This is a genomic window from Paractinoplanes maris, from assembly GCF_023544465.1.
Taxonomy (GTDB): domain Bacteria; phylum Actinomycetota; class Actinomycetes; order Mycobacteriales; family Micromonosporaceae; genus Actinoplanes; species Actinoplanes maris.
In genome coordinates this window covers 96,810-115,931 of sequence record NZ_JALPVL010000006.1, presented here as the reverse complement: position 1 = coordinate 115,931, position 19,122 = coordinate 96,810, and the positions used below count along the sequence as shown (strand labels likewise).

The 19,122-nt window shown below is 71.5% G+C and carries 18 protein-coding genes; 10 read left to right on the top strand and 8 right to left on the bottom strand.

The window, feature by feature from the left end; translation table 11 throughout:
* Window positions 1-41: 41 nt before the first annotated feature.
* A complete protein-coding gene (locus tag NAG42_RS18475; RefSeq protein WP_250031584.1) occupies window positions 42-938 on the bottom strand; it encodes a metallophosphoesterase in 897 nt (298 codons plus the stop codon).
* A gap of 26 nt (window positions 939-964) precedes the next feature.
* On the opposite strand from NAG42_RS18475, the gene NAG42_RS18470 reads away from it, so the two are divergent.
* Window positions 965-1,417, top strand: a complete 453-nt coding sequence (locus NAG42_RS18470) for a GatB/YqeY domain-containing protein (protein ID WP_250031582.1) — start codon at window positions 965-967, stop codon at window positions 1,415-1,417.
* Between the two features lie 58 nt (window positions 1,418-1,475).
* Here the strand turns inward: NAG42_RS18470 and NAG42_RS18465 are convergent, their stop codons facing one another.
* From NAG42_RS18465 to NAG42_RS18455, 3 genes are read right to left on the bottom strand one after another with little or no spacing between them, the layout of a single operon-like run.
* Window positions 1,476-1,775: a hypothetical protein gene (locus tag NAG42_RS18465; protein WP_250031581.1), complete on the bottom strand. Its 300-nt coding sequence runs from the start codon at window positions 1,773-1,775 to the stop codon at window positions 1,476-1,478.
* Window positions 1,776-1,835: 60 nt separating this feature from the next.
* Complete coding sequence (locus NAG42_RS18460) at window positions 1,836-4,043, bottom strand: putative bifunctional diguanylate cyclase/phosphodiesterase (protein WP_250031579.1); 2,208 nt, start codon at window positions 4,041-4,043, stop codon at window positions 1,836-1,838.
* A 3-nt stretch (window positions 4,044-4,046) separates the two neighbouring features.
* Entirely contained in the window at window positions 4,047-5,207 is a 1,161-nt protein-coding gene (locus NAG42_RS18455; RefSeq protein ID WP_250031578.1) for an FIST signal transduction protein, read from the bottom strand.
* A gap of 127 nt (window positions 5,208-5,334) precedes the next feature.
* Here NAG42_RS18455 and pyrE point away from each other — a divergent pair, with 127 nt between their 5' ends.
* From pyrE to NAG42_RS18435, 4 genes are all read left to right on the top strand, one after another.
* Window positions 5,335-5,859, top strand: coding sequence for an orotate phosphoribosyltransferase (gene pyrE / locus NAG42_RS18450; RefSeq protein ID WP_250031577.1), 525 nt, complete (start codon window positions 5,335-5,337; stop codon window positions 5,857-5,859).
* Window positions 5,860-5,898: 39 nt separating this feature from the next.
* The gene (locus NAG42_RS18445; RefSeq protein WP_250031574.1) at window positions 5,899-6,207 is read left to right on the top strand and encodes a PadR family transcriptional regulator; all 309 of its coding nucleotides are present in this window, start codon (window positions 5,899-5,901) and stop codon (window positions 6,205-6,207) included.
* Window positions 6,204-6,944: a hypothetical protein gene (locus NAG42_RS18440; protein ID WP_250031572.1), complete on the top strand. Its 741-nt coding sequence runs from the start codon at window positions 6,204-6,206 to the stop codon at window positions 6,942-6,944. The genes NAG42_RS18445 and NAG42_RS18440 overlap by 4 nt, the downstream gene beginning before the upstream one ends.
* A 276-nt stretch (window positions 6,945-7,220) precedes the next feature.
* A complete protein-coding gene (locus NAG42_RS18435; protein WP_250031570.1) occupies window positions 7,221-7,487 on the top strand; it encodes a hypothetical protein in 267 nt (88 codons plus the stop codon).
* Window positions 7,488-7,551: 64 nt separating this feature from the next.
* Here NAG42_RS18435 and NAG42_RS18430 read toward each other — a convergent pair whose 3' ends face one another.
* Complete coding sequence (locus tag NAG42_RS18430; RefSeq protein ID WP_250032120.1) at window positions 7,552-9,954, bottom strand: penicillin-binding protein; 2,403 nt, start codon at window positions 9,952-9,954, stop codon at window positions 7,552-7,554.
* A gap of 346 nt (window positions 9,955-10,300) precedes the next feature.
* On the opposite strand from NAG42_RS18430, the gene NAG42_RS18425 reads away from it, so the two are divergent.
* Window positions 10,301-10,603 carry a WhiB family transcriptional regulator gene (locus tag NAG42_RS18425; protein WP_127498770.1) on the top strand — a complete coding sequence of 101 codons (303 nt, stop codon included), beginning with the start codon at window positions 10,301-10,303 and terminating at the stop codon, window positions 10,601-10,603.
* A 7-nt stretch (window positions 10,604-10,610) separates the two neighbouring features.
* Here the strand turns inward: NAG42_RS18425 and bagB are convergent, their stop codons facing one another.
* The 3 genes from bagB to NAG42_RS18410 form a co-directional block, all read right to left on the bottom strand.
* Window positions 10,611-11,720: an ArsA family ATPase gene (bagB, locus tag NAG42_RS18420; protein WP_284045576.1), complete on the bottom strand. Its 1,110-nt coding sequence runs from the start codon at window positions 11,718-11,720 to the stop codon at window positions 10,611-10,613.
* 124 nt (window positions 11,721-11,844) lie between these two features.
* Window positions 11,845-12,798 carry an ATPase BagA gene (gene bagA, locus NAG42_RS18415; protein ID WP_250031563.1) on the bottom strand — a complete coding sequence of 318 codons (954 nt, stop codon included), beginning with the start codon at window positions 12,796-12,798 and terminating at the stop codon, window positions 11,845-11,847.
* A gap of 23 nt (window positions 12,799-12,821) precedes the next feature.
* A complete protein-coding gene (locus NAG42_RS18410) occupies window positions 12,822-13,724 on the bottom strand; it encodes an Rv0361 family membrane protein (protein WP_250031559.1) in 903 nt (300 codons plus the stop codon).
* A gap of 118 nt (window positions 13,725-13,842) precedes the next feature.
* Between NAG42_RS18410 and sp36 the strand changes: the two genes are divergently transcribed.
* The 4 genes from sp36 to NAG42_RS18390 all read left to right on the top strand — a co-directional run bounded on the left by sp36 (window position 13,843) and on the right by NAG42_RS18390 (window position 19,111).
* On the top strand, window positions 13,843-13,998 hold the full coding sequence (gene sp36, locus NAG42_RS18405) for a Sp36 family protein (RefSeq protein WP_127498762.1): 156 nt from the start codon (window positions 13,843-13,845) through the stop codon (window positions 13,996-13,998).
* Between the two features lie 64 nt (window positions 13,999-14,062).
* Window positions 14,063-14,548: a RidA family protein gene (locus NAG42_RS18400; protein ID WP_250031558.1), complete on the top strand. Its 486-nt coding sequence runs from the start codon at window positions 14,063-14,065 to the stop codon at window positions 14,546-14,548.
* Window positions 14,549-14,657: 109 nt separating this feature from the next.
* Window positions 14,658-15,464 carry an MBL fold metallo-hydrolase gene (locus tag NAG42_RS18395; RefSeq protein ID WP_250031556.1) on the top strand — a complete coding sequence of 269 codons (807 nt, stop codon included), beginning with the start codon at window positions 14,658-14,660 and terminating at the stop codon, window positions 15,462-15,464.
* Window positions 15,461-19,111 (top strand): adenylate/guanylate cyclase domain-containing protein, encoded by a 3,651-nt coding sequence (locus NAG42_RS18390; protein WP_250031552.1) that lies wholly within the window; start codon window positions 15,461-15,463, stop codon window positions 19,109-19,111. Before NAG42_RS18395 ends, NAG42_RS18390 begins: the two co-directional genes overlap by 4 nt.
* Window positions 19,112-19,122: the final 11 nt, after the last annotated feature.

Below are 19,122 nucleotides of genomic sequence, written 5' to 3'. Positions count from 1 at the left end.
CCTGCGCGAAATCGGTATCCCCAGAAGCGTAAAACTGCAGGTCAGCGCGGTATGAGGGTGAGTACGGAGGCCTCCGGGCGGCAAGCGAAGCGGACCGGGGCGGTGGGGTGGGTGCCCAGGCCGGCCGAGACGTGCAGCCAGGAGTCCGAGCCGGGCCAGCGGTGCAGGCCCTTGGCCATCTGGTGGGGCAGGTCGCAGTTGGTGGTCAGGGCGCCGTAGAACGGGACGCAGACCTGGCCGCCGTGCGTGTGGCCGGCCAGCAGCAGCTCGAAGCCGTCGGCCGACATCGCGTTCAGCACCCGGGAGGCGGGGGTGTGGGTGACGCCGAGGTGGACGTCGGCGTCGGTCGAGCTGGGGCCGGCCACCGTGTCGTACTCGTCCCGGTTGACGTGCGGGTCGTCCACGCCGACCAGCTCGATCGAGCGGCCGCCGGCCTTGAGCACCGTGCGGGCGTTGTTGAGGTCGGCCCAGCCCGCGTCGGTCAGGGCGTGGCGCAGGTCCTCGGCCGGCAGGTCGGCGTCACCCTGGACGTACTCCCGCTCGGGCAGCAGGTAGCGCACCGGGTTCTTCCAGCGCGGGCCGCGGTAGTCGTTCGAGCCGAACACGAACGCGCCGGGGACCGACAGCAGCGGGTCGAGCGCGCGCAGCACGCCGGGCAGCGACTCCGGGTCGGCCATGTTGTCGCCGGTCACCACGACCAGGTCGGGGTCGACGCCGGCCAGGGCGGCCACCCAGGCCTGCTTGCGCCGCTGGTCGGGCATCATGTGCAGGTCCGACAGGTGCAGGATGCGCAGCGGCTCGGCGTCGGGCTCGAGCACCGGCACGTCGAAGCGCCGGAGCGCGAACAGGTTGCGCTCGATCAGCGAGGCGTAGGCGAACGTGGCGGCCCCGGTGGCGAGCATCGCGGAACCGAGGGTGAAAAGGGAGCGCTTGCGCATGGATAGCAAGGGTAGTTTCTCCGTCCATGGGAACGCTGAAGGACCGCCTGAACGATGACCTGCACTCGGCGATGAAGAGCCGCGACGAGCTCACCACGGCGACGCTGCGGATGGCGCTCGCGGCCGTGCGCAACGCCGAGGTCGCCGGGTCGCAGGCTCGTGACCTCTCCGACGACGAGGTGCTGGCCGTCCTCAACAAGGAGTCGAAGAAGCGCCGCGAGGCAGCTACCGCGTTCGGTGACGCCGGGCGGACCGAGCAGGCGGCCAAGGAGCGTTCCGAGGGCGAGGTGCTCGACCGCTATCTGCCCCGGCAGCTCGGCGACGACGAGATCACCGAGCTGGTGGCGGGTGCGCTGGCGGCCGGGGGCTTCACCGGCAAGGCGCAGATGGGCCCGGCCATGAAGGCCGCGCAGGCCGCGGTGGCCGGCCGGGCCGAGGGGGGCCGGGTCGCGGCCGAGGTGCGCAAGCAGCTGGGGTGAGCCGGGCGGGGCGGGGGCCGGCCACGGCCGTACCCCCGCTGGTCCTGATCGGTGCGGGTCAGATCGCGAGCTGAGGCCGCACCGGGACGGCGGTGACCGCGGGGCTGTTGCTGCGCCCGGGCAACTGCTGCTGCGGCACCGCGTACGGCCCGAGCATGGATTCGATGGCCGGCGCGATGGCCGGGCGGTCGTTGAGCTGGATCAGCCGCGCGGCGCGGGCCAGGGAGCCGGTCTCCCCGTCGCGGAATCCCTCGCGGTAACCCTTCTCGTAACGTTCCCCGCGGCCGAGGGCCCGGCCGAGGGCGAAAAAGGAGGAGCCGGCGAGGGCGAGGAGGAAGAGCAACGCGAAGGGTGTCACCGTTATTTTCCTTCCGGGGTAAATGTCTTAATTAGCCGAAAAGTACCCCTAGAGCATGGCTCATGCGGTAGAGCGGTGATCAAGTACGCCAACGGGTGACTCCCCTTGCGCCTCGGCCAGCCGGGCCGGAATGTCCTCGGGATCGACCGGCCGGCACAGGTGATAACCCTGTCCGTAGCCGCATCCGAGCCGGCGCAACGCCGCCAGCTGGGCGGCATTCTCGATCCCCTCGGCCACCACCCGCAGACCGAGGATCTGGGCCAGCTCGACGATCGTGCGAACCAGGGCGAGGTCCTCGCCGGTCAGCTCGGCCCGGGCGATGAACGCTCGGTCGATCTTGAGCTCGTCCACCGGGAGCTCGCGCAGGTAGGCCAGCGACGAGTAGCCGGTGCCGAAGTCGTCGATCGACAGCTGGACGCCCAGCTCGCGCAGGACACCCAGCGCCGACTTGCCCAGGTCGGGCTCGCTGACCAGCACCGACTCGGTCAGCTCGAGAGTCACCGCGCTCGACGGCAGCCCGGCTATGCCCAGCGCCCGCATCACGTTGTCGGCGAACCGGGGATGGACCAGCTGATGTCCCGAGACGTTGACGTTGAGGCTCAGCTCGGGGAAGTCGCGCCGCCACCGGGCCACCTGCTTCGCGCTCTGCTCGAGCACCCACTGCCCGATGTCGACGATCAGCCCGAACTCCTCGGCGATCGGGATGAAGTCGACCGGCGAGACGAAGCCCCGGGTGGGGCTGTGCCAGCGGATCAACGCCTCGACGCCGGCCGGCATGCCGTCGGTCAGCCGGATCAGCGGCTGGTACTGCAACCGGAACTCGCCGTCCCGCAGCGCCCGCTGCAGGTCACCGCGCAGGCTCAGGTGGTCGAGAGCCTCGGCGTGCATGTAGGGCTGATAGAGCAGCACCCGGCCCGGCCCCTCCTTCTTGGCCCGGTACATCGCCACGTCGGCGTTGTGCAGCAGCTCCTCGCTCTTCTGATCGGCCTCGCGGGAGATCGCGATCCCCACGCTGGCGCCGATGAAGACCTCCCGGCCGGCCACCCGGAACGGCTCCTTGAGTGTGGTGACGATGCGCTCGCCGACGATCTCGGCCGACTCGGCCGGGGAGTCGTGCAGCAAGGCGGCGAACTCGTCGCCGCCGAGCCGGGCGGTGGTGTCGCTGGCCCGTACGCATCCCCGCAGCCGCCGCGCGACCAGCGCGAGCAGCTGATCGCCGGCGTCGTGACCCAGGCTGTCGTTGACCGCCTTGAACCGGTCGAGGTCGATGAAGAGCACGCTGGTCGGGTCGGCCGTGGTGCTCCGTGAGGCCAGCACCCGGTTGAGGATCTTGAGGAACAGGGCGCGGTTGGGGAGCCCGGTGATCAGGTCGTGGTGGGCCTCGCGGACCGCCTCGACCGTGCGCGCGTCGGTCAGGGCCAGGCTCACCTGCTGGGCGAAGGCGGCCAGCTGATCGCGCTGCTCGGTCTGCTGCTCGGACACCCCGGGCAGGCGGGCCACCAGGCTGCCGGCCATCTCGCCGGTCACCCGCACCGGCGCGGCGATCAGGCAGCCGCTGTCGTCCAGGCGCACCAGCACCGCTCCACCGGCCATCGCCGCGCGGGCCAGGCTCTCCGGTGGCGCCTCGGTGTCGCCGTGGGTGGAGGCGATGGTCAGCCGCCGATCCTGGCCGCCCTCGGCCAGCATGAGCGTCACCGTGGCCCCGGTCAGCAACTCGGCCGCGCCGCCGGTCACCGCGTCGAGGATCTCGGGCAGCGGGCGCCGGGCCGAGATCGCGCGCTGGATGGTCAGCAGCGACTCGACCAGCCGCTGCCGGGTCTGCGCGCTGGTCGCCTGCCGCTCCTTCTCGGCGCGCAGGTGACGTTCCGCGGCGAGCACCCGGATGCTGCGCAGCGCGAGGCCGAGCACCTGGCCCATGCCCTGCAGCATCTGCCGCTCGGCCGGATCGAACGGGTCGGTCAGCCGGGCCACGATCAACGCGTCACCGGTCTCGCCGCCGAGCGGGTTGCTGACGGCGTGCAGTTCCCCGACGTACGGGACGACCAGGATCGGCTGCCCGGCGGCCACGTCGTGCAACGCCGCCTCGGGCACGACCGGACCGAAGCCGTACGCCCCGGAGACCCGGCCCTCGCGCACGACCGCGCCCACCTCGGCCTCGACCATCTCGGTCGCCCGCTCGACGGCACCGGCGATCGCCGTCGCCTCGTCCTCCGCCGCGTTCACGGCGCTGAAGTACTCCGTGAGGAGATGGGTCGACCAGGATTCCATGGGTCAGGCCAGGGCCAGCGTCACGAGCGTCAGAGCGTGGGTACCCAGGGCGCCACGGACCCGGGCGATCTCGCCGAGCGTGTAGAAGCCGGCGAACGGTGCGTCGCTCAACGCCGTACGCATCGCCTGGATCTCCTGCTCCAGCCCACCGTCGACGAGACCGGCCCACCGGCCGCCGCAGTCGAAGGCCAGCACGCCGAGCGGGGGCAGGCCGTCCAGCCGGGCGACCGCCTCGGTGCACGACCAGGCGGCACCGTCCAGCATCGACTGCCGGTCACCCTCCATCAGCCAGACCAGCGCTCCCTGGGGCACGTCGTCGGAGCCCCAGACCGAGCGCTCCTCGTCGTCGCCGGCGTGGATCACCCGGATGTCCTCGCCGCTGCGCCGGGACAGCCCGAGCGGCTGCAGCGCGCGGCCGCGGTCGAAGAGGTCGTCGGCCGAGCCCTCGATGTCGTTGCGGCGCAGCAGCACGTCCAGCGCCGGTTCGCCGTCGAGCTGATAGACGTGCGGGCCGGCGGCCTTGGTGACCACCATCGGCGGCTCCTTGCGGCGCCAGCCGTGGGCGACGCCGATGCCGATCGGCCCGTCCGATCCGAGCGCGAGCCCGACCACCGCGCCGGTGAGGACCTCGTCGCCGATGAACTGGTAGGTCTGCCGGAACTGCCGGTCGTCCGCCGCGAAGCCGCCGACCAGCGGAACGCCCGCCCCGATCGACGAGTACGCCCCGCGGACGATCTCGTGCTGCTGTCCCGACAACCCGTCGGCCAGCAGCACCAGCACCTGGTTCTCGTCGTCCAGGCCGTGCATCGCCTCGGCGGCCGCCGCGCCCGCGGCCCGCGGATCGGACTTGTGGATCCGGGCGGCCCGGGCCTGCACGGTGAACCCGTCGCCGCCGAGAGCCGCCACGGCGATCCCGCCGTCGGTCGTCCCGGCGCTGCCCAGCTCGCCCATCGTGGTGGCGCCGACGATCTCGGCGTCCGGTCCGGCTTCCATCCGTACGCCCTTGAGCAGCGCCGGCAGGTCATGAGTGACCGAGGCGAAGACGAAGACGGCCTTGGCCTCGCGCCCGCCGATCGCCTCGGCCGCGGCCGCCGCACCCGCCTTGCGGGAATCGGGCGCGCTGCTCTGGCCCACGCCGAACCACCGGTGCGGGGTGCTTTGCATGATCCTCTGATCGGCACCATTTGTCGGTTGCTGAGTGGTTGCGGGTGGGGTGCCGCCCAGCGTCCCCGGGGCGCAGTCTGTGGGGCGCCTTCCGGCCCTCGGGTGCGGCCTGACAGGCTTGACCCTTGTGACTGAATCTGACCTTGCGCGGCAGGTCCGCGCCGTGAGCCGGCTGACCGGTGAGTTCACCCTGCGTTCGGGCCGCATCGCGAACGAGTACTTCGACAAGTACCAGTTCGAGGCCGACCCCGAACTGCTCGACCGGCTGGCCGAGGAGATGGCCGTGCTGATCCCGGAGGGCACCGAGGTGCTGGCCGGGCTGGAGATGGGTGGCATCGCCGTCGTCACCGCGGTCGCCCGGCACGCCAAGCTGCCCACCGCCTTCGTCCGCAAGCAGGCCAAGCAGTACGGCACCGCCCGGCTCGCCGAGGGGGCCGAGGTGGCCGGTCGCCGCGTGCTGGTGGTCGAGGACGTGGTCACCTCGGGCGGCCAGGTGGTCATCTCGACCGGTGACCTGCGCAAACTCGGTGCCCACGTCGACCACGCGCTGTGCGTGATCGACCGCCAGGAGGGCGGCGCCCAGGCGCTGTCGGCCGAGGGCATCAAGCTGCGGGCCTTGCTCACCCGGGCCGATCTCGAGGCCGTCGCCTGACCCGTTTACATATGTAAGTCAGCGGCATATGTTGGTCCCGTGAGGGAGCCGACGTATTTCATTCTGGCCGCGCTGCAGGACGAGCCCGCCCACGGCTACGCGATCATGAGCCGGGTGGCGTCGCTCTCCAACGAGCGCGTGCGACTTGCCACGGGCACCCTCTATCAGGCTCTCGACCGCCTCACCAGAGAGGCGCTGATCGAGGTGGTCCGCGAGGAAGTGGTCAACGGCCGCGCCCGCCGTCACTATGCGCTGACCCCGGGCGGCCTCTCCGCCCTTCAGGCCGAGGCCGCCCGGATGGCCTCCGCGGCCCGGGTCGTGCTGCGGCCTCTGGGCGGTCTGGCGTGAGCGAGCAGCTGTACGCCGGTCTGCTGCGCCTCTACCCGGCCGGCCACCCGCGCGACGAGATGCTGGACGTGCTGCTCACGGCGGGCCGGCCGGTGTGGCGCGAGATCCCGGCGCTGGTTCTCGGCGGCCTGCGGGCCCGCTGCGGCGGCGAGTACAGGTGGCTCTACGCGGCCCGGGCGGCCGCCCTGCTGCTGCTGATCTTCAGTGCCCTGAGCTCGGCCCGTCAGGTCGCGTCGGGCTGGTTGCCGCTGAGCACCATGCAGATCCTCGTGTTCGCCGGGGCCACTCTCGCGGTCGGCTCGATCATCGCCGGCCTCCGCGTGCCGGCGGTTCTGGCGGCGGTCACCACCTTTGTCATCGGTGCCGCCGACGCGGCCGACTGGCGAGCGGTCACCGGCTATTCACTGGCCGCCGTGCTGCTGCTGATCCCCGGCCCCCGGACGCCGGTCCACAATCCACTGCTGCCGGTGCTCGCGCTGGTTCCGGTGGACGCGGTCGCGCTCGGCGCCGAGCCGCTCCTCCTGCTCGGCGTGTTGATCCTGGTCTGGGCAGTGGTCGACGAGCGCGTGGCGCTGGCCGTGGGCTTGGCCTTCTGCGTGGCCTTCCTCCAGGTCATCGGCGACCTGACCGGCAACGACGCCCGCGGCCTCTTCCTCCTGGCCGTGACCCGCCTCGGCTTCGTCACCGCCTTCCTGCTCGTCGGCGGCCTCGCCGCCCAGCGCCGTTCCCGCGTCTGACCACCGGGCACGGCTCTGTCCGGTTGTTGGCGTGACACAAACACCCACCACTGTGGAAGCCTGGTTGCCGTTGTACCTCGGGCCGGCGGCGTGCCGTCGGCGGCTGGGTCGGCCCACCCCGCGGGTCGTCGCCCCGACCGGGGTCAGGCGAAGCCGGGCCGGCGGCCGTACTTCCTGCTGTGGGCTGCGCGAAGCGCTGGTCATGGCATCGGTGGAGGCACGCCGGCCGTGAGCGCGGGAGCGACAAGAGGACGAGGGACGCGAGAGGATGGCGCTGTGAGCGATGACGATGTGGCAGAGCTTCGGGAACGGGCCGCGAACGGCGACAGTGATGCGACCGATCAGCTGGTCGAGCTGGCGGGCGAGCGCGGCGACATCGAGGAGCTTCGACGGCTGGCCGCGGCCGGCAGCGGCGACGCGGTGGACGTGCTGGTGGAGCTGGCGGCCGAGCAGGAAGACCTGGATGAGCTGCGCCGGCTGGCCGTGGCCGGGAGCGGGGATGCCCGGGACGTCCTGGCCGAGTTGACCGGCGAGGGCGCGTAAAGGCGGCTCCGCGGACAGGAAAAGGGCGGGACACCGGTGAGGTGTCCCGCCCTTTGTCATGGCTTTACCGCGGTGGTCCGCTGGACGGCGGGGTGCCGCCCGGGCCGGCCGGTGGGCCGGCCTTGGCCTTGGCCGGGTTGATGGTGACGAACCCGCCCTTGATGGTGCGGCCGTCGGGGCTGGTGCCGGCCGCGGTGCCGGCCGGGCAGTCCGACTCCTGCTCGCTGCCGATCGAGACGTCGAAGCCGGCGTCCTCGATGCGGTTGCGGGCGTCCTCGATCGAATCGCACTCGACGTTCGGGATGGACTTCTGGTCGCCGTACGCGATCTTGCGGTTCTCGGGCTCCTTGAACTGTTCCTTGGGCTTGCCGTCCATGAAGTCACCGAGGGTCTGGTAGACCGCCGGGTTGACGATGTCGTGCGACATGCGGTCGCGGTGGTCGGGCCAGTCGGGGTTGACCAGGTAACCCGCGATGACCAGCGACGTGGTGCCGGCGATCAGCGCGGCCGTCTTGTCGGCGTCGGTCGTGCCGGTCTTGCCGAACACCGGGTGCTTGACCGTCGACTTGGTCTGGCGCGCCGTGGCGCCGTTGCACCGGCCGAGCTGGGCCGAGTCGCCGACCGGGCAGCGGGCCGCGTCGAGGGCGGCGCGGGCCACGTCCTTGCTCGTCGCCCGGAAGCAGCGCGGCTTGCCGATGTCGAGCTTGTTGCCGTCCTGGGTGGCGATCTGCTCGATCGGGGTGGGCTCGCAGTGCATGCCGTCGCCGGCCAGCGTCGCGTACGCGTTGGCCATGTCGAGCGGCGTCGAGGCGGACACGCCGAGGGTGAAGGCGCCCCACTGGTTGGCCGACACCGGGTTGTTCGCGTACTTCGCGTCCTGGCCGACGCGGAACTGCACGCCGAACCGCTTGGCCACGGCCACCACGTTCTCCGCGCCGACCTGTTCCTCGAGCGGCACGAAGTACGTGTTGATGGACTTGGCGAAGGCCGAGTGCATGTTGTAGATGCCCTCACCGCCGCCACCCGAGTTGCTGGGGCACCAGAAATGCGTGCCGGGGCAGGCCGAGTCGTTGCGCGAGCTGATGATGTAGCCCGACTTGTAGCGCTTCTCGGCCTTGATCGGGAAGGCCAGCGGGTAGCCCTTCTCGAGCGCGGCGACGATCGTGAAGATCTTGAACACCGAGCCGGCCTGGTAGCCACTGATGTCGCCACCACCGCTGAGCAGCGGGTTCGTCGTGTTCGGGTACGTCGCGCGGACGCCCGCCTTGGCCTTCTTCTTGTCCGAGGACAGCGGGTTGGGGTGCGCGGGGTCGGGCAGCTTGTACTTACGGTTGGCCGCCAGCAGCCGCACCTTGCCGGTGCCGGGCTCGGTCGCGGCCAGCAGCAGGGCGTTCTTGTCGTTGTCGTCGATGCGCTTGTTGATCCGCTTACGCGCGTCGGCCTGAGCCTTCAGGTCGAGCGTGGTTATGATGCGGTAACCGCCGCTCTTGAGGCGCCGCTCCCGGTCGTACGGGGTCGCGCCGAACGCCTCCTGGCTCATCCACCAGCGGTAGAAGTAGTCGCAGAAGAAGCCCCAGTTGTTGTTGGCGACCGAGACGCAGCCGTTGCCGACCGGCTTGACCTGGCGCGGGATCGCTTCCTTCTTCGCCTTCTCGGCCTCGGCGGCGGTGAGCGTGCCCATCTCGACCATGGCCGGGAGGATGTAGTTGTCGCGGCGCTGCTTGATCTGCTTGTAACCCTCGGCGGTGGTCGGGTTGAAGCTGGAGGGCGCCTTGACCATGCCGGCGAGCATCGCGGCCTGGCCGGCCGTCAGATCCTTGGGCTTCTTGTTGAAGTAGACCTGGCTGGCCGCGTAGACCCCGTACGCCTGGTTGCCGAACGGCGCGGTGTTGACGTAGCGCTCGATGATCTGGTCTTTGGACAGCTCTTTCTCGACCTGGAGCGCGTACTTCATCTCGGTGATCTTGCGCTTCGGCGTGTCCTTGGTGGCGTCGACGACCTCTTGCGGGTTGGTCGCCGAGTAGGCCAGCGACATCCGCACGTACTGCATGGTGATCGTCGAGGCACCCTGCTTGGACTCCGACTTGCCGCTGTTGTTGACGAACGCGCGGGCGACACCCTTGAGGTCGACGCCGTTGTGGTTGTAGAACTCCCGGTCCTCGGCCGCCACCATCGCGGCGGGCATGTATTTCGACATGCCCTTCAGCGGGACGTCGCTGCGGAACTCGTCGTAGAACTGCGAGATCTGCGTCTTCTTGTCCGCGGCGTAGATGCGGGTGATCTGCGGGGAGCTGAAGTCTCGGAGCTCACTGGGCAGCTGCGCGAACGTCTCGCCACCGGCCTTGGCGGCCAGGCCGGACATGGCGGCGGCGGGGAAGGCGGCGGCCGCGACGACAACGCCGGCCAGTAGTCCGCAGATCAACAACGAGGTCGCGTTGGCGAAAATGTTGTGATCGCGTCGGCGCATCCAGGAGGTCACCTGAGCAGGGTACGCGAAGAGAGCACGCGACCGCCCCTCGGAAAGGTCACGCTTCGCCCCGATTCAGTGTGCACCGGCGGCCCAGATCTTGGGGGGATTTACGAGAACCCCTCCCGTAACAAGCCGGAGAGGCCAGCATGGCCTTCGTGGCCTTTGCCCGGAACCGCCGGGCTGTACGTATTTCAGGTACAACGTTGCGTAATCGCCCGACTACAGAGCATGATGGTCCGGCGAGCTTGTCGCACGACGTCTGTGCCGCTTGGGGACCGAACTCGTTCGAGGGTCGGAAGCGCAGCGGGCGTCGAGGGGGGTAACGCAAGGGGGGACGTTTTACATGGGGATGATCAGCGACTGGCCCAGCATGGCGGCGTGTCAGAGTGGCGACCCTGACGCGCTGTTCGTGCAGGGCGCCGAGCAGAACGTGGCGAAGAGGATCTGCCGCAGCTGCCCGGTTCGCTACGAGTGCCTCGCCGATGCCCTGGACAACAGGATCGAGTTCGGCGTCTGGGGAGGCATGACCGAGCGGGAGCGGCGCGCGTTGCTGCGCCGGCACCCGCACGTGGCGAGTTGGCGCAAGATGTTCGAGGCCGCGATGCGGGAGAAGGGCGCCGACAAGGTGCTCGTCCCCACCCGCTGACCGGCACTCACGCCAGAAGCGCACCGATCGTCCGCAGCCCGTCGACGTCGTGAACGTCGGCGGGCTGCGCCGTGACCGAGACCGTCGGCACGGCCGGGAACGCGTCGATGAAGGTGGCCGCCACCCGCTCTTCCCGCTCGGTCTGACTGACCAGGTTGGCGTGGATCAGCAGCGCGTCGGCGGTCAGCGGCTGGTCGCCGGCGGCGGTCAGCACCTCGGCCGCGGCCAGTGAGACGTCGGCCGAGAGCGCGGGCACCTCGGTGCGGTGCATCCGGTTGAGCACCAGGCCGGCCAGCGGCATCCGCTCGGCGACCAGGCGCTCGGCGAAATAGGCGGCCTCCCGGACGGCGTCCCGCTCGGGCGCGGCCACCAGCAGGAAAGCCGTCTGCGGGTCCTGCAGGATCCGGTACGTCTGATCGGCGCGCTGCCGGAAGCCGCCGAACATCGAGTCGAGCGCGCTCACGAAGCCCGACAAGTCGGTCAGCAGCTGGGCCCCGAGGACCTTTTGCACCGTCCGCGAGAACAGCCCGAACGACGCGGTGACCAGGCTGAACATGCTGCGCCCACCGCGGGCCGGAGCGAGCAGCATGCGCAGCATGCGACCGTCGAGGAACCGGGACAGCCGGGCCGGGGCATCGAGGAAGTCGAGGGCGGAGCGCGACGGCGGGGTGTCGACGATGATCAGATCCCAGTCGTCGGTGGCCCGCAGCTGGCCCAGCTTCTCCATCGCCATGTATTCCTGCGTGCCCGAGAAGGTCGAGCTCATGGCCTGGTAGAAGGGATTCGCGAAGATCTCGGCGGCCCGCTGCGGCGTGGTGTGCTGCTGCACCACCTCGTCGAAGGTGCGCTTCATGTCGAGCATCATGGCGTGCAGCTCACCGCCGCTGTCCCCGTCGATGCCCTTGACCTGGCGCGGAGTGTTGTCGAGCTCGCTGAGACCCATCGACTGGGCCAGCCGGCGGGCCGGGTCGATGGTGAGCACCACGGTGCGCCGCCCGTGCACCTCGGCCGCCCGCAGCCCCAGCGCGGCCGCGGTCGTGGTCTTGCCCACCCCGCCGGCGCCGCAGCACACGACGATCCGCGTCGACGGGTCGGCCAGCAGACCGTCGACATCCAGCCGAGCCGGATCCGCCGGTGCCTCTACTGCCTCTACTGCCGGTGTTGCTTCTACTTCGGTGGTCACATCAGCCACCACTCAAGCGTAATCCGTCGTTGATCCCGCGCACGGTGACTGTGTCACGTCACGCAGACATCAGCGCCGCGGCCAGCTCGTCGAGCCCGCCCTGGTCGACTCCGCGGGGCAGCAGCGGCAGCTCGACCAGGGGGCGGCCGGCCTCGGTGAGCTCCGCGCGCAGCGACTCCTCCAGCTCCTGGCGGGTCAGGTGCGCCTTCACCTCGGTGGCGAGCCCGCTCACGGTGGCCGCGTCGGACGGCAGGCCGGCCTCGACCAGGCCCCGCTTGAGCTCGGCTTTGGTCACCTTGCCGGTGGTGGCCAGGGCCGGGCGGGTGGCGTTGAGGATGATCCGGCCGACCGGGATGCGCAGCGCCTCCAGCTCGGCGATCGCGTCCAGCGTCTCCTGCACCGGCATCTCCTCGAGCAGGGTGACCACGTGCACCGACGTGATCGGCGAGCGCAGCAGGGAGGCCACGCCGTCGCTCTGCGTCTTGATCGGGCCCATCTTGGCCAGCTTGGCCGTCTCGGCGGTGACGTTGAGGAAGCGGCCGATGCGGCCGGTCGGCGGGGCGTCGAGCACCACCGCGTCGTACGCCCGCCGGCCGTCCTGCGACCGGGTGGTCGCCTCCTTGACCTTGCCGGTGAGCAGGACGTCGCGCAGGCCCGGAGCGATCGTGGTGGCGAAGTCGATGGCGCCCACCTTGCGCAGGGCCCGGCCGGCCGCGCCCAGGTGATAGAACATGTCGAGGTATTCGAGCAGGGCCTCCTCGGGGTCGACGGCCAGCGCCCGCACCTCACCGCCGCCGGCGACCTTGGCGATCCGCAACTCCTTGTAGGGCAGCGGCTCGGTCTCGAAGAGCTGGGCGATGCCCTGCCGCCCCTCGACCTCGACCAGCAACGTGCGCTTGCCCCCGGCGGCCAGCCCGAGGGCCAAGGCCGCGGCGACACTGGTCTTACCTGTGCCGCCCTTGCCGGTCACCACATGCAGTCGTGCCGGCCATCTGCTGACGTGCTCGCCCATGGCCTCAACGGTACGGCGACCGGTCAGCCGGCCACCTCGCAGACCAGCCAGCCCGTCTTGCGGATCACGGTGAACTCGAGATCCTGCGACGCCGTCTTCTCGTCGGCGGTGGACATGGTGAGCTCGACCGAGACCAGGGCGCGGTCGTCGGAGCTGTCCGAGACCCGGGGGTCGGCCCAGCGGAAGACCGGGTCGGTGTAGCCGCCGGCGTACGCCTTGATGTCGGTGACCCGGTCGGAGATCTTCGTCTCGTCCCGGGCCTCGCGGCAGACCAGGTCGTCGGCCGCGGCCGCGTCCTGCTCGGTGTAGACCGCGGTCAGGAAGCGCTCGACGGCCGTGGCCGGATCGGGTGAGCCGGGGTTGTCGGCGTCGCGCAGCAGGAAGTAGGCCGAGACGGCACCGCCGCCACAGAGGAACAAGGTGCCGACCAATGCCAGCGAGACCCAGAGCGCACCCTTGCGGCGCGGGCCCGGCTCGGGCGGCAGCGGGTGGGGCTGCGGACCGGACCAGATCGGCTCGGGTTGCGCGATGTCGACCGGGATCGTGTGCTGCCAGGCCAGGTGCTCGGGCGGAGTCGTCTGCCATTCGCCGGGGGCCTCGTGCTGGGCGTGCCAGGGCGAGGTCGCGGGGGCGGGCTGCCAGCCGCTCGGCTCGGGCGAGATCACCTGGGTGCTCTCGTGCGGCGATGTCTCGTCCGCGAAGTCGTGCGATGGCGGAGACACGGACTCGTGCGGCGGGGCCTCGGCTTCGTCCGCGAAGGCGCCGGGCGGGGGATAGGTCGCGTCGTCCGGCGACGGGGCGGCGTCGATGAAGTCGGTCGCCGGCGGGGGCGCGGGTGGCGGGACGGGGGAGGGGGCGGGCGGCGGCCACTCGTGGGGCGGTCCGGGCGAATCACGGCCCGGTTCGCCGCCCTGCGGGTGTGTCATGTCGCCCTCCGTGATCTCCCGGTCTCGGTCCGCTCCGCGGCTCGCTCAGCCTAGCCAAGGCGACCTCGTCGCGGGCCCTAAGCTGATCGAGGTTCCGACGATTAGGGAGTAGGCAGCGATGCAGAAGTGGGAGTACGTGACCGTGCCCCTGCTGGTCCACGCGACCAAGCAGATCCTCGACAACTGGGGCGAGGACGGGTGGGAGCTCGTACAGGTGGTTCCCGGGCCGAACGCCGAGCAGCTGGTGGCTTACATGAAGCGGCCGAAGTCGTGATCGACTGCACCGGAGTGCAGGAGACGAACGCAGGGCCAGGAGAGCACGACAACGGAGGCACAGCTTGACCACGCCGATCAGTGGTGAAGGGGGCGTCGACGCGTACGCGAAGCTCGCCGAGCTGGGTCTGACCCTGCCCGCGGTGGTGCCGCCGCTGGCGTCCTACGTGCCCGCCGTGCAGACGGGCAACTACGTGTACGTCTCGGGGCAGCTCCCCCTCGTCGAGGGCAAGCTGCCGCAGGCCGGCAAGCTCGGCGCCGAGGTCACCGCCGAGCAGGGCACCGAGCTGGCCCGCCTGTGCGCGCTGAACGGACTGGCGGCGATCGAGGCGCTGGTCGGCCTCGGCCGCGTGGTCAAGATCGTCAAGCTGACCGGCTTCGTGGCGTCGGCTCCGGGCTTCACGGCTCAGCCGGCTGTGATCAACGGGGCCTCGAACCTTTTCGGTGACGTCTTCGGCGAGCAGGGGCGGCACGCGCGCAGCGCGGTCGGCGTGGCGGAGTTGCCCCTGAACGCGCCGGTCGAGGTCGAAATCATCGTCGAGGTGGCGTAAACCCCCACCCCGATCGGCCGTTCCGGTCGCAATGCGTGACCTGAGCGGACACTGAGATCGCACATCCGGTCCTCTTGTTCAACCCCCTGCGCGACGTAGGATTTCCGGCATGGGGGGTGCTGAGCCGAACGGGCTGCCGGGCTGGGTGACGCTGCTGCGTGCGCCCAACCCGGGCCCGATGACGCTGGACGGCACTAATACCTGGGTGCTGCGGGCCGCGGGGGCTGCCCGCGCTGTCGTCATCGACCCCGGACCGCTCGACGAGACCCATCTGCGGCGCATCGCGGACCACGGTCCGGGTGACTTCATTCTGGTTACCCACGGTCATCACGATCACGTCGAGGGCGCCGCGCAGCTCTCCGTGATGATGGGGGGCGTCCCGGTGCTGGCCGCCGATCCGGCGCACCGCGTCGGCAGCGAGAGCCTGCCTCGGTCCCTGACCGGCGGCGGGCTCACGATCACCACGCTGGACACTCCGGGGCATACCTCTGATTCGGTGTGTTTTCTGGTGACCGAGGGGAAGACCCGGGCAATGTTCACCGGTGACACGATTCTCGGCCGTGGCACCACGGTTGTTGCCCATCCGGACGGCGATCTGGGTGCCTATTTGGGCAGCCTCGAGCGTCTGACCGCGTACGAGAAGGTCTTGATGTTGCCCGGGCACGGACCTTCGCGTAGTGACGTGGCGGCCCTCGCCCAGGAATACCTGGCTCACCGCCGGCAGCGATTGGCGCAGGTGGAAGCGGCGATGGCGGCCGGCGCACGCACCGCCGAAGAGGTCGTCGAGGTGGTCTATCCGGACATCGATCCGGCCGTGCGATTCGCGGCTGTCTGGTCGGCTTCGGCGCAACTGGATTACCTGAATCACAAAAACGGGGAATCAGGAACACCCGCAAGCAGGTTGGATCCGCTGTGACCTGTCCTGTGTGTGGAACCGTCGCCGTGCCGGGCGCCCGCTTCTGCCACAACTGCGGCGCGGCGCTGGCGGCGGCCGCGACCCTGCCGGCGGCCGAGCGGCGCATCGTCACGGTTCTCTTCGGTGACTTGTCCGACTTCACCTCCTGGTCGGAGGACCTCGACCCCGAGCGGGTCGGCGCGGTCACCGACCGGGTGCTGGCCGCTCTGGCCGGTGCGGTCAAGACCTTCGGCGGCCACGTCGACAAGCTGACCGGCGACGGCATCATGGCCGTCTTCGGCGCTCCGGTGGCCCACGAGGACGACGCCGAGCGGGCGGTCCGGGCCGCGCTGAGCATGCAGCGGGCGGTCCGCCGGGTGCTCGACGACGAGCGTGGCGGCGGCGCCCCGCTCGGCCTGCGGGTCGGGCTCAACACCGGCGAGGTGGTCGCCGGCATCCAGGCCGCGATCGAATACACCGTCATCGGCGACACGGTGAACACCGCCGCCCGGCTGGCCGACGCGGCCGCCGTCGGCGCGGTCTACGCCGGTTCCCGCACGAGTGGTGGCACCCGGCACGTGGCCTCCTGGCGTCAGTTACGTCCGCTGCGGCTCAAGGGCAAGCGCGAGCCGGTGCCGGCGTTCGAGCTGCTCGGCCTGCACGACGCGCCCGGCACCCGCTCCGGCCTGGGGGACGAGGCGCCCTTCGTGGGCCGCGAGATCGAGCTGGGCCGGGTGGCCGGGCGGCTGGCCGAGTCGATCGACTCCGGCACGTCGCGCGTGATGGTGATGACCGCCGAGGCGGGCATCGGCAAGTCCCGGTTCGCGGGCGAGGTCAAGCGGCTGGCCGCCGGCTACGACGTGGGCAACGGGCGCTACGCGGCGCACACCGGGGCCCGGGTCCTGCGGGTGCGCTGCCGCGCGTTCGGTGAGCGCCGGCGGTTCGCTCCGCTGGCCGATCTCGTCCGGAAATCGGTCGGCCTGCCCAAGGACGTCGTGGCCAGCGTGGGCCGCTCGGTGGTCGAGGAGAGGCTGCGCAAACTGGCCAACCGGCTCGGTCGCGACGGCGAGCCGGCCGTCGTCGACATCGACCGCCTGCTGGCACTGCTCGGCTATGGCGAGGCGCCGGCCAACCCGGTCGGCCCGGCGGCCGACGCCGACTGGCAGCCCTCGACCAAGCGGGCCGACGCCGAGGCGATCTCGGCCGCGGTGGCCGAGCTGCTCAGCGCGCTGGCCGCCGAGGCGCCGCTGGTGGTCATCGTGGACGACCTGCACGACGCCACCGCGTCGACCGTGGACGCACTCGGCCGGATGCTCTCGCTGCTCGACGGCCCGGTGGTGGTGCTGCTGCTCGGCCGGCCCGAGCTGGTGCGTACGGCGGGTGCCCTGACCCGGCTGGCCGACGCCGAGGTGCACACGTTGCCGCCGCTGCGCGGTGCCGACGCGTCGCGCCTGCTCACCTCTTATCTCAACGGCGGCAAGCTGCCGCAGCCCGACACCGATCGGCTGCTGGCCACCGCCCAGGGCAACCCGTTCTATCTGGCCGAGATGGTCACCCTGCTCATGGAGCGGGGCGCGCTGACCCCGGCCGTCGGGGCCAACGCGGCCGGCAAGTGGCAGCTGGCCGACGGCTCGCTCGGCCGTCAGCTGCTCTCCCGTGACCTGGCCGCGGTGCTGGCGGCCCGCATCGACGCGCTGCCGCCCGAGCCGCGCTCCGTGCTGCGCGACGCGGCCGTGGCGGGAGACCGGGTGCCGGCCGGCGTCATCGAAGCGCTCCGCGAGCGCCGGGCGTCGAGCGACGCGCGGCCCGGGGCGGTGGCCGCGGTCGAGCTGGAACGCTCGATCGACGAGCTGCTCCAGCGCCGCATGCTGCACCGGTCGCGGGGCGGCTACGCCTTCGCGACCCCGCTGATGCGCGAGGCCGCCTACTCCGGCATCGGCAAGGCCGACCTGGCCGAGCGGCATGCCTATCTGGCCCAGTGGGCCGCCCCCGAGAGCCTCGAGCGGGTCGGTTACGACAGCGCGGGCCGGCTCAACCTGACCGACAACGAGCGCGACGCCTTTGTGGCCACGCACGCCGAGTGCGCGGTCGAGCTGGCCAACGCGGTGCGGCTGCGCCCCGAGGCCGCCGTCCGCGAGGTCGCCCCGCTCGGTGTCAGCGCGCTGGGCCGCCTGGCCCGCCGGGCGCTGGCCAACATCGAACCGGCCGCCTCGATCGAGTACGCCGAGCGGGCCGCCGCGCTGACCCCGGACGGTCTGCCGCTGTCCGACCAGCTTGTGCACGCCCGGGCCCTGCTGCGCCTGGGCCGGGCCGAGGAGGCGCTGACCCAGGGCGAGCGGATCGCCAAGAACGCCGCCGACGAGCCGGTCAACAAGGCCGAGGCGTTGCTGGTGGTCGGCCGGGCGCACGAGGCGCTGGGCGACATCGGCCGGGCGGTGGCCGCCTGGCAGGAGGCGCTCGAGGTGGCGACCGAGGCCGAGCTGCTGCCGGAGCGGGCCAACGCGATGCGCCGCCTCGGCATGGCCGACTTCCTGGCCGGCCGGCTGAGCCAGGCCAGCAGCCGGTTCGCCGCGGCCTACCAGGTGACGCTGGCCGCCGGTGACCGGCACGGGCAGGCCTGGGCTTTGCAGAACCTCGCCTGGGTGACCACCACCCGGGGCGATTTCGCGGGCACCGACGCGGTGCTCGGGCGCGCGGCCCGGCTCTTCGCCGAGCTGGGTGACCCGGTGGGCCGCTCGTGGCTGCGGGGCACCACGGCGTTCGCCCGGCTGCTCTCCGGCCGCCTGCAGGAGTCGCGCCGGCTGGCCCGGGTCTTCCTGCCCTTCGGTGACCGGGTGGGCGAGGCCTGGGCCGTCGGCACGCTGCGCGCCGTCGAGGCGTACGCGGCCTCCGAGCTGGGCGAGCTGGCTGAGGCCGACGGCGAGGCACGCCGGGCCTACCGGGACTTCAACGCGGTCGGGGACGACTGGGGGCGGGGTCTGGCTCTGGTCGTCCGGGGCGCCATTGCCCGCGGCCTGGGCGAGCTCGACCACTCGTACGACCTGCTGACCGACGCGCTGGCCTACGCCGACCGCACCGGCCACCCGCTGCTGCTGGGCATGGCCGGCACGGTGCGCGGGTTCGTCTCGCTCAACCGGGGCGACCTGGCCGGGGCCGAGGCCGACGCGCGCCGGGTGATGTCGGCCGTCGAGCCGCACAATCCGATGGCGCCGGCCCAGGTCGGCCCGCGGGTGCTGCTGGCCGAGGCGCGGCTGCGTACGGGTGACGCGACGACCGCGATGGGCCTGCTGGCGCCGATCGCCACCGACACCGGGGTGCCGTCGCTGCTCTTCTCGCGGCGGCACGCCCTGGCCTCGTACGCCTCGGCCCTGCTGGCCGACGGCCGGGTGGACGCCGCCCTGACCTGGATCGAGCGCGCCCGCCAGGTGAAGGCCGAGGACGTGCGCAGCGGGGTGCTGGCCGCGATGGTCCACGCCCGGGTGCTGGCCGCGGCCGACCGGTGCCAGGACGCCCGGGCGGCCTCCGAGGAAGCGGTCCGGCTGGCCTATGCGACCGAGCAGGTCAGTGAGCGGGTGGCAGCCGAGGAGCTGCGCGCCGCGCTCGCCACCGAGCCTCTGGGAGCCACCGCACCCGCGACTGTCGCCTACGCGTCTGACGTGCCTGGATGATCGCCCGGGCC

What these genes read in the sequence shown, in the direction of transcription:
- bagA (WP_250031563.1), bottom strand. Translation starts at nt 12,798, where the DNA reads ATGGGCGAGCACGTCAGCAGATGGCCGGCACGACTGCATGTGGTGACC.
- NAG42_RS18455 (WP_250031578.1), bottom strand. Translation starts at nt 5,207, where the DNA reads ATGCAAAGCACCCCGCACCGGTGGTTCGGCGTGGGCCAGAGCAGCGCG.
- NAG42_RS18395 (WP_250031556.1), top strand. Translation starts at nt 14,658, where the DNA reads ATGGGGGGTGCTGAGCCGAACGGGCTGCCGGGCTGGGTGACGCTGCTG.
- NAG42_RS18460 (WP_250031579.1), bottom strand. Translation starts at nt 4,043, where the DNA reads ATGGAATCCTGGTCGACCCATCTCCTCACGGAGTACTTCAGCGCCGTG.
- NAG42_RS18410 (WP_250031559.1), bottom strand. Translation starts at nt 13,724, where the DNA reads ATGACACACCCGCAGGGCGGCGAACCGGGCCGTGATTCGCCCGGACCG.
- NAG42_RS18425 (WP_127498770.1), top strand. Translation starts at nt 10,301, where the DNA reads ATGGGGATGATCAGCGACTGGCCCAGCATGGCGGCGTGTCAGAGTGGC.
- NAG42_RS18470 (WP_250031582.1), top strand. Translation starts at nt 965, where the DNA reads ATGGGAACGCTGAAGGACCGCCTGAACGATGACCTGCACTCGGCGATG.
- NAG42_RS18475 (WP_250031584.1), bottom strand. Translation starts at nt 938, where the DNA reads ATGCGCAAGCGCTCCCTTTTCACCCTCGGTTCCGCGATGCTCGCCACC.
- NAG42_RS18430 (WP_250032120.1), bottom strand. Translation starts at nt 9,954, where the DNA reads ATGCGCCGACGCGATCACAACATTTTCGCCAACGCGACCTCGTTGTTG.
- sp36 (WP_127498762.1), top strand. Translation starts at nt 13,843, where the DNA reads ATGCAGAAGTGGGAGTACGTGACCGTGCCCCTGCTGGTCCACGCGACC.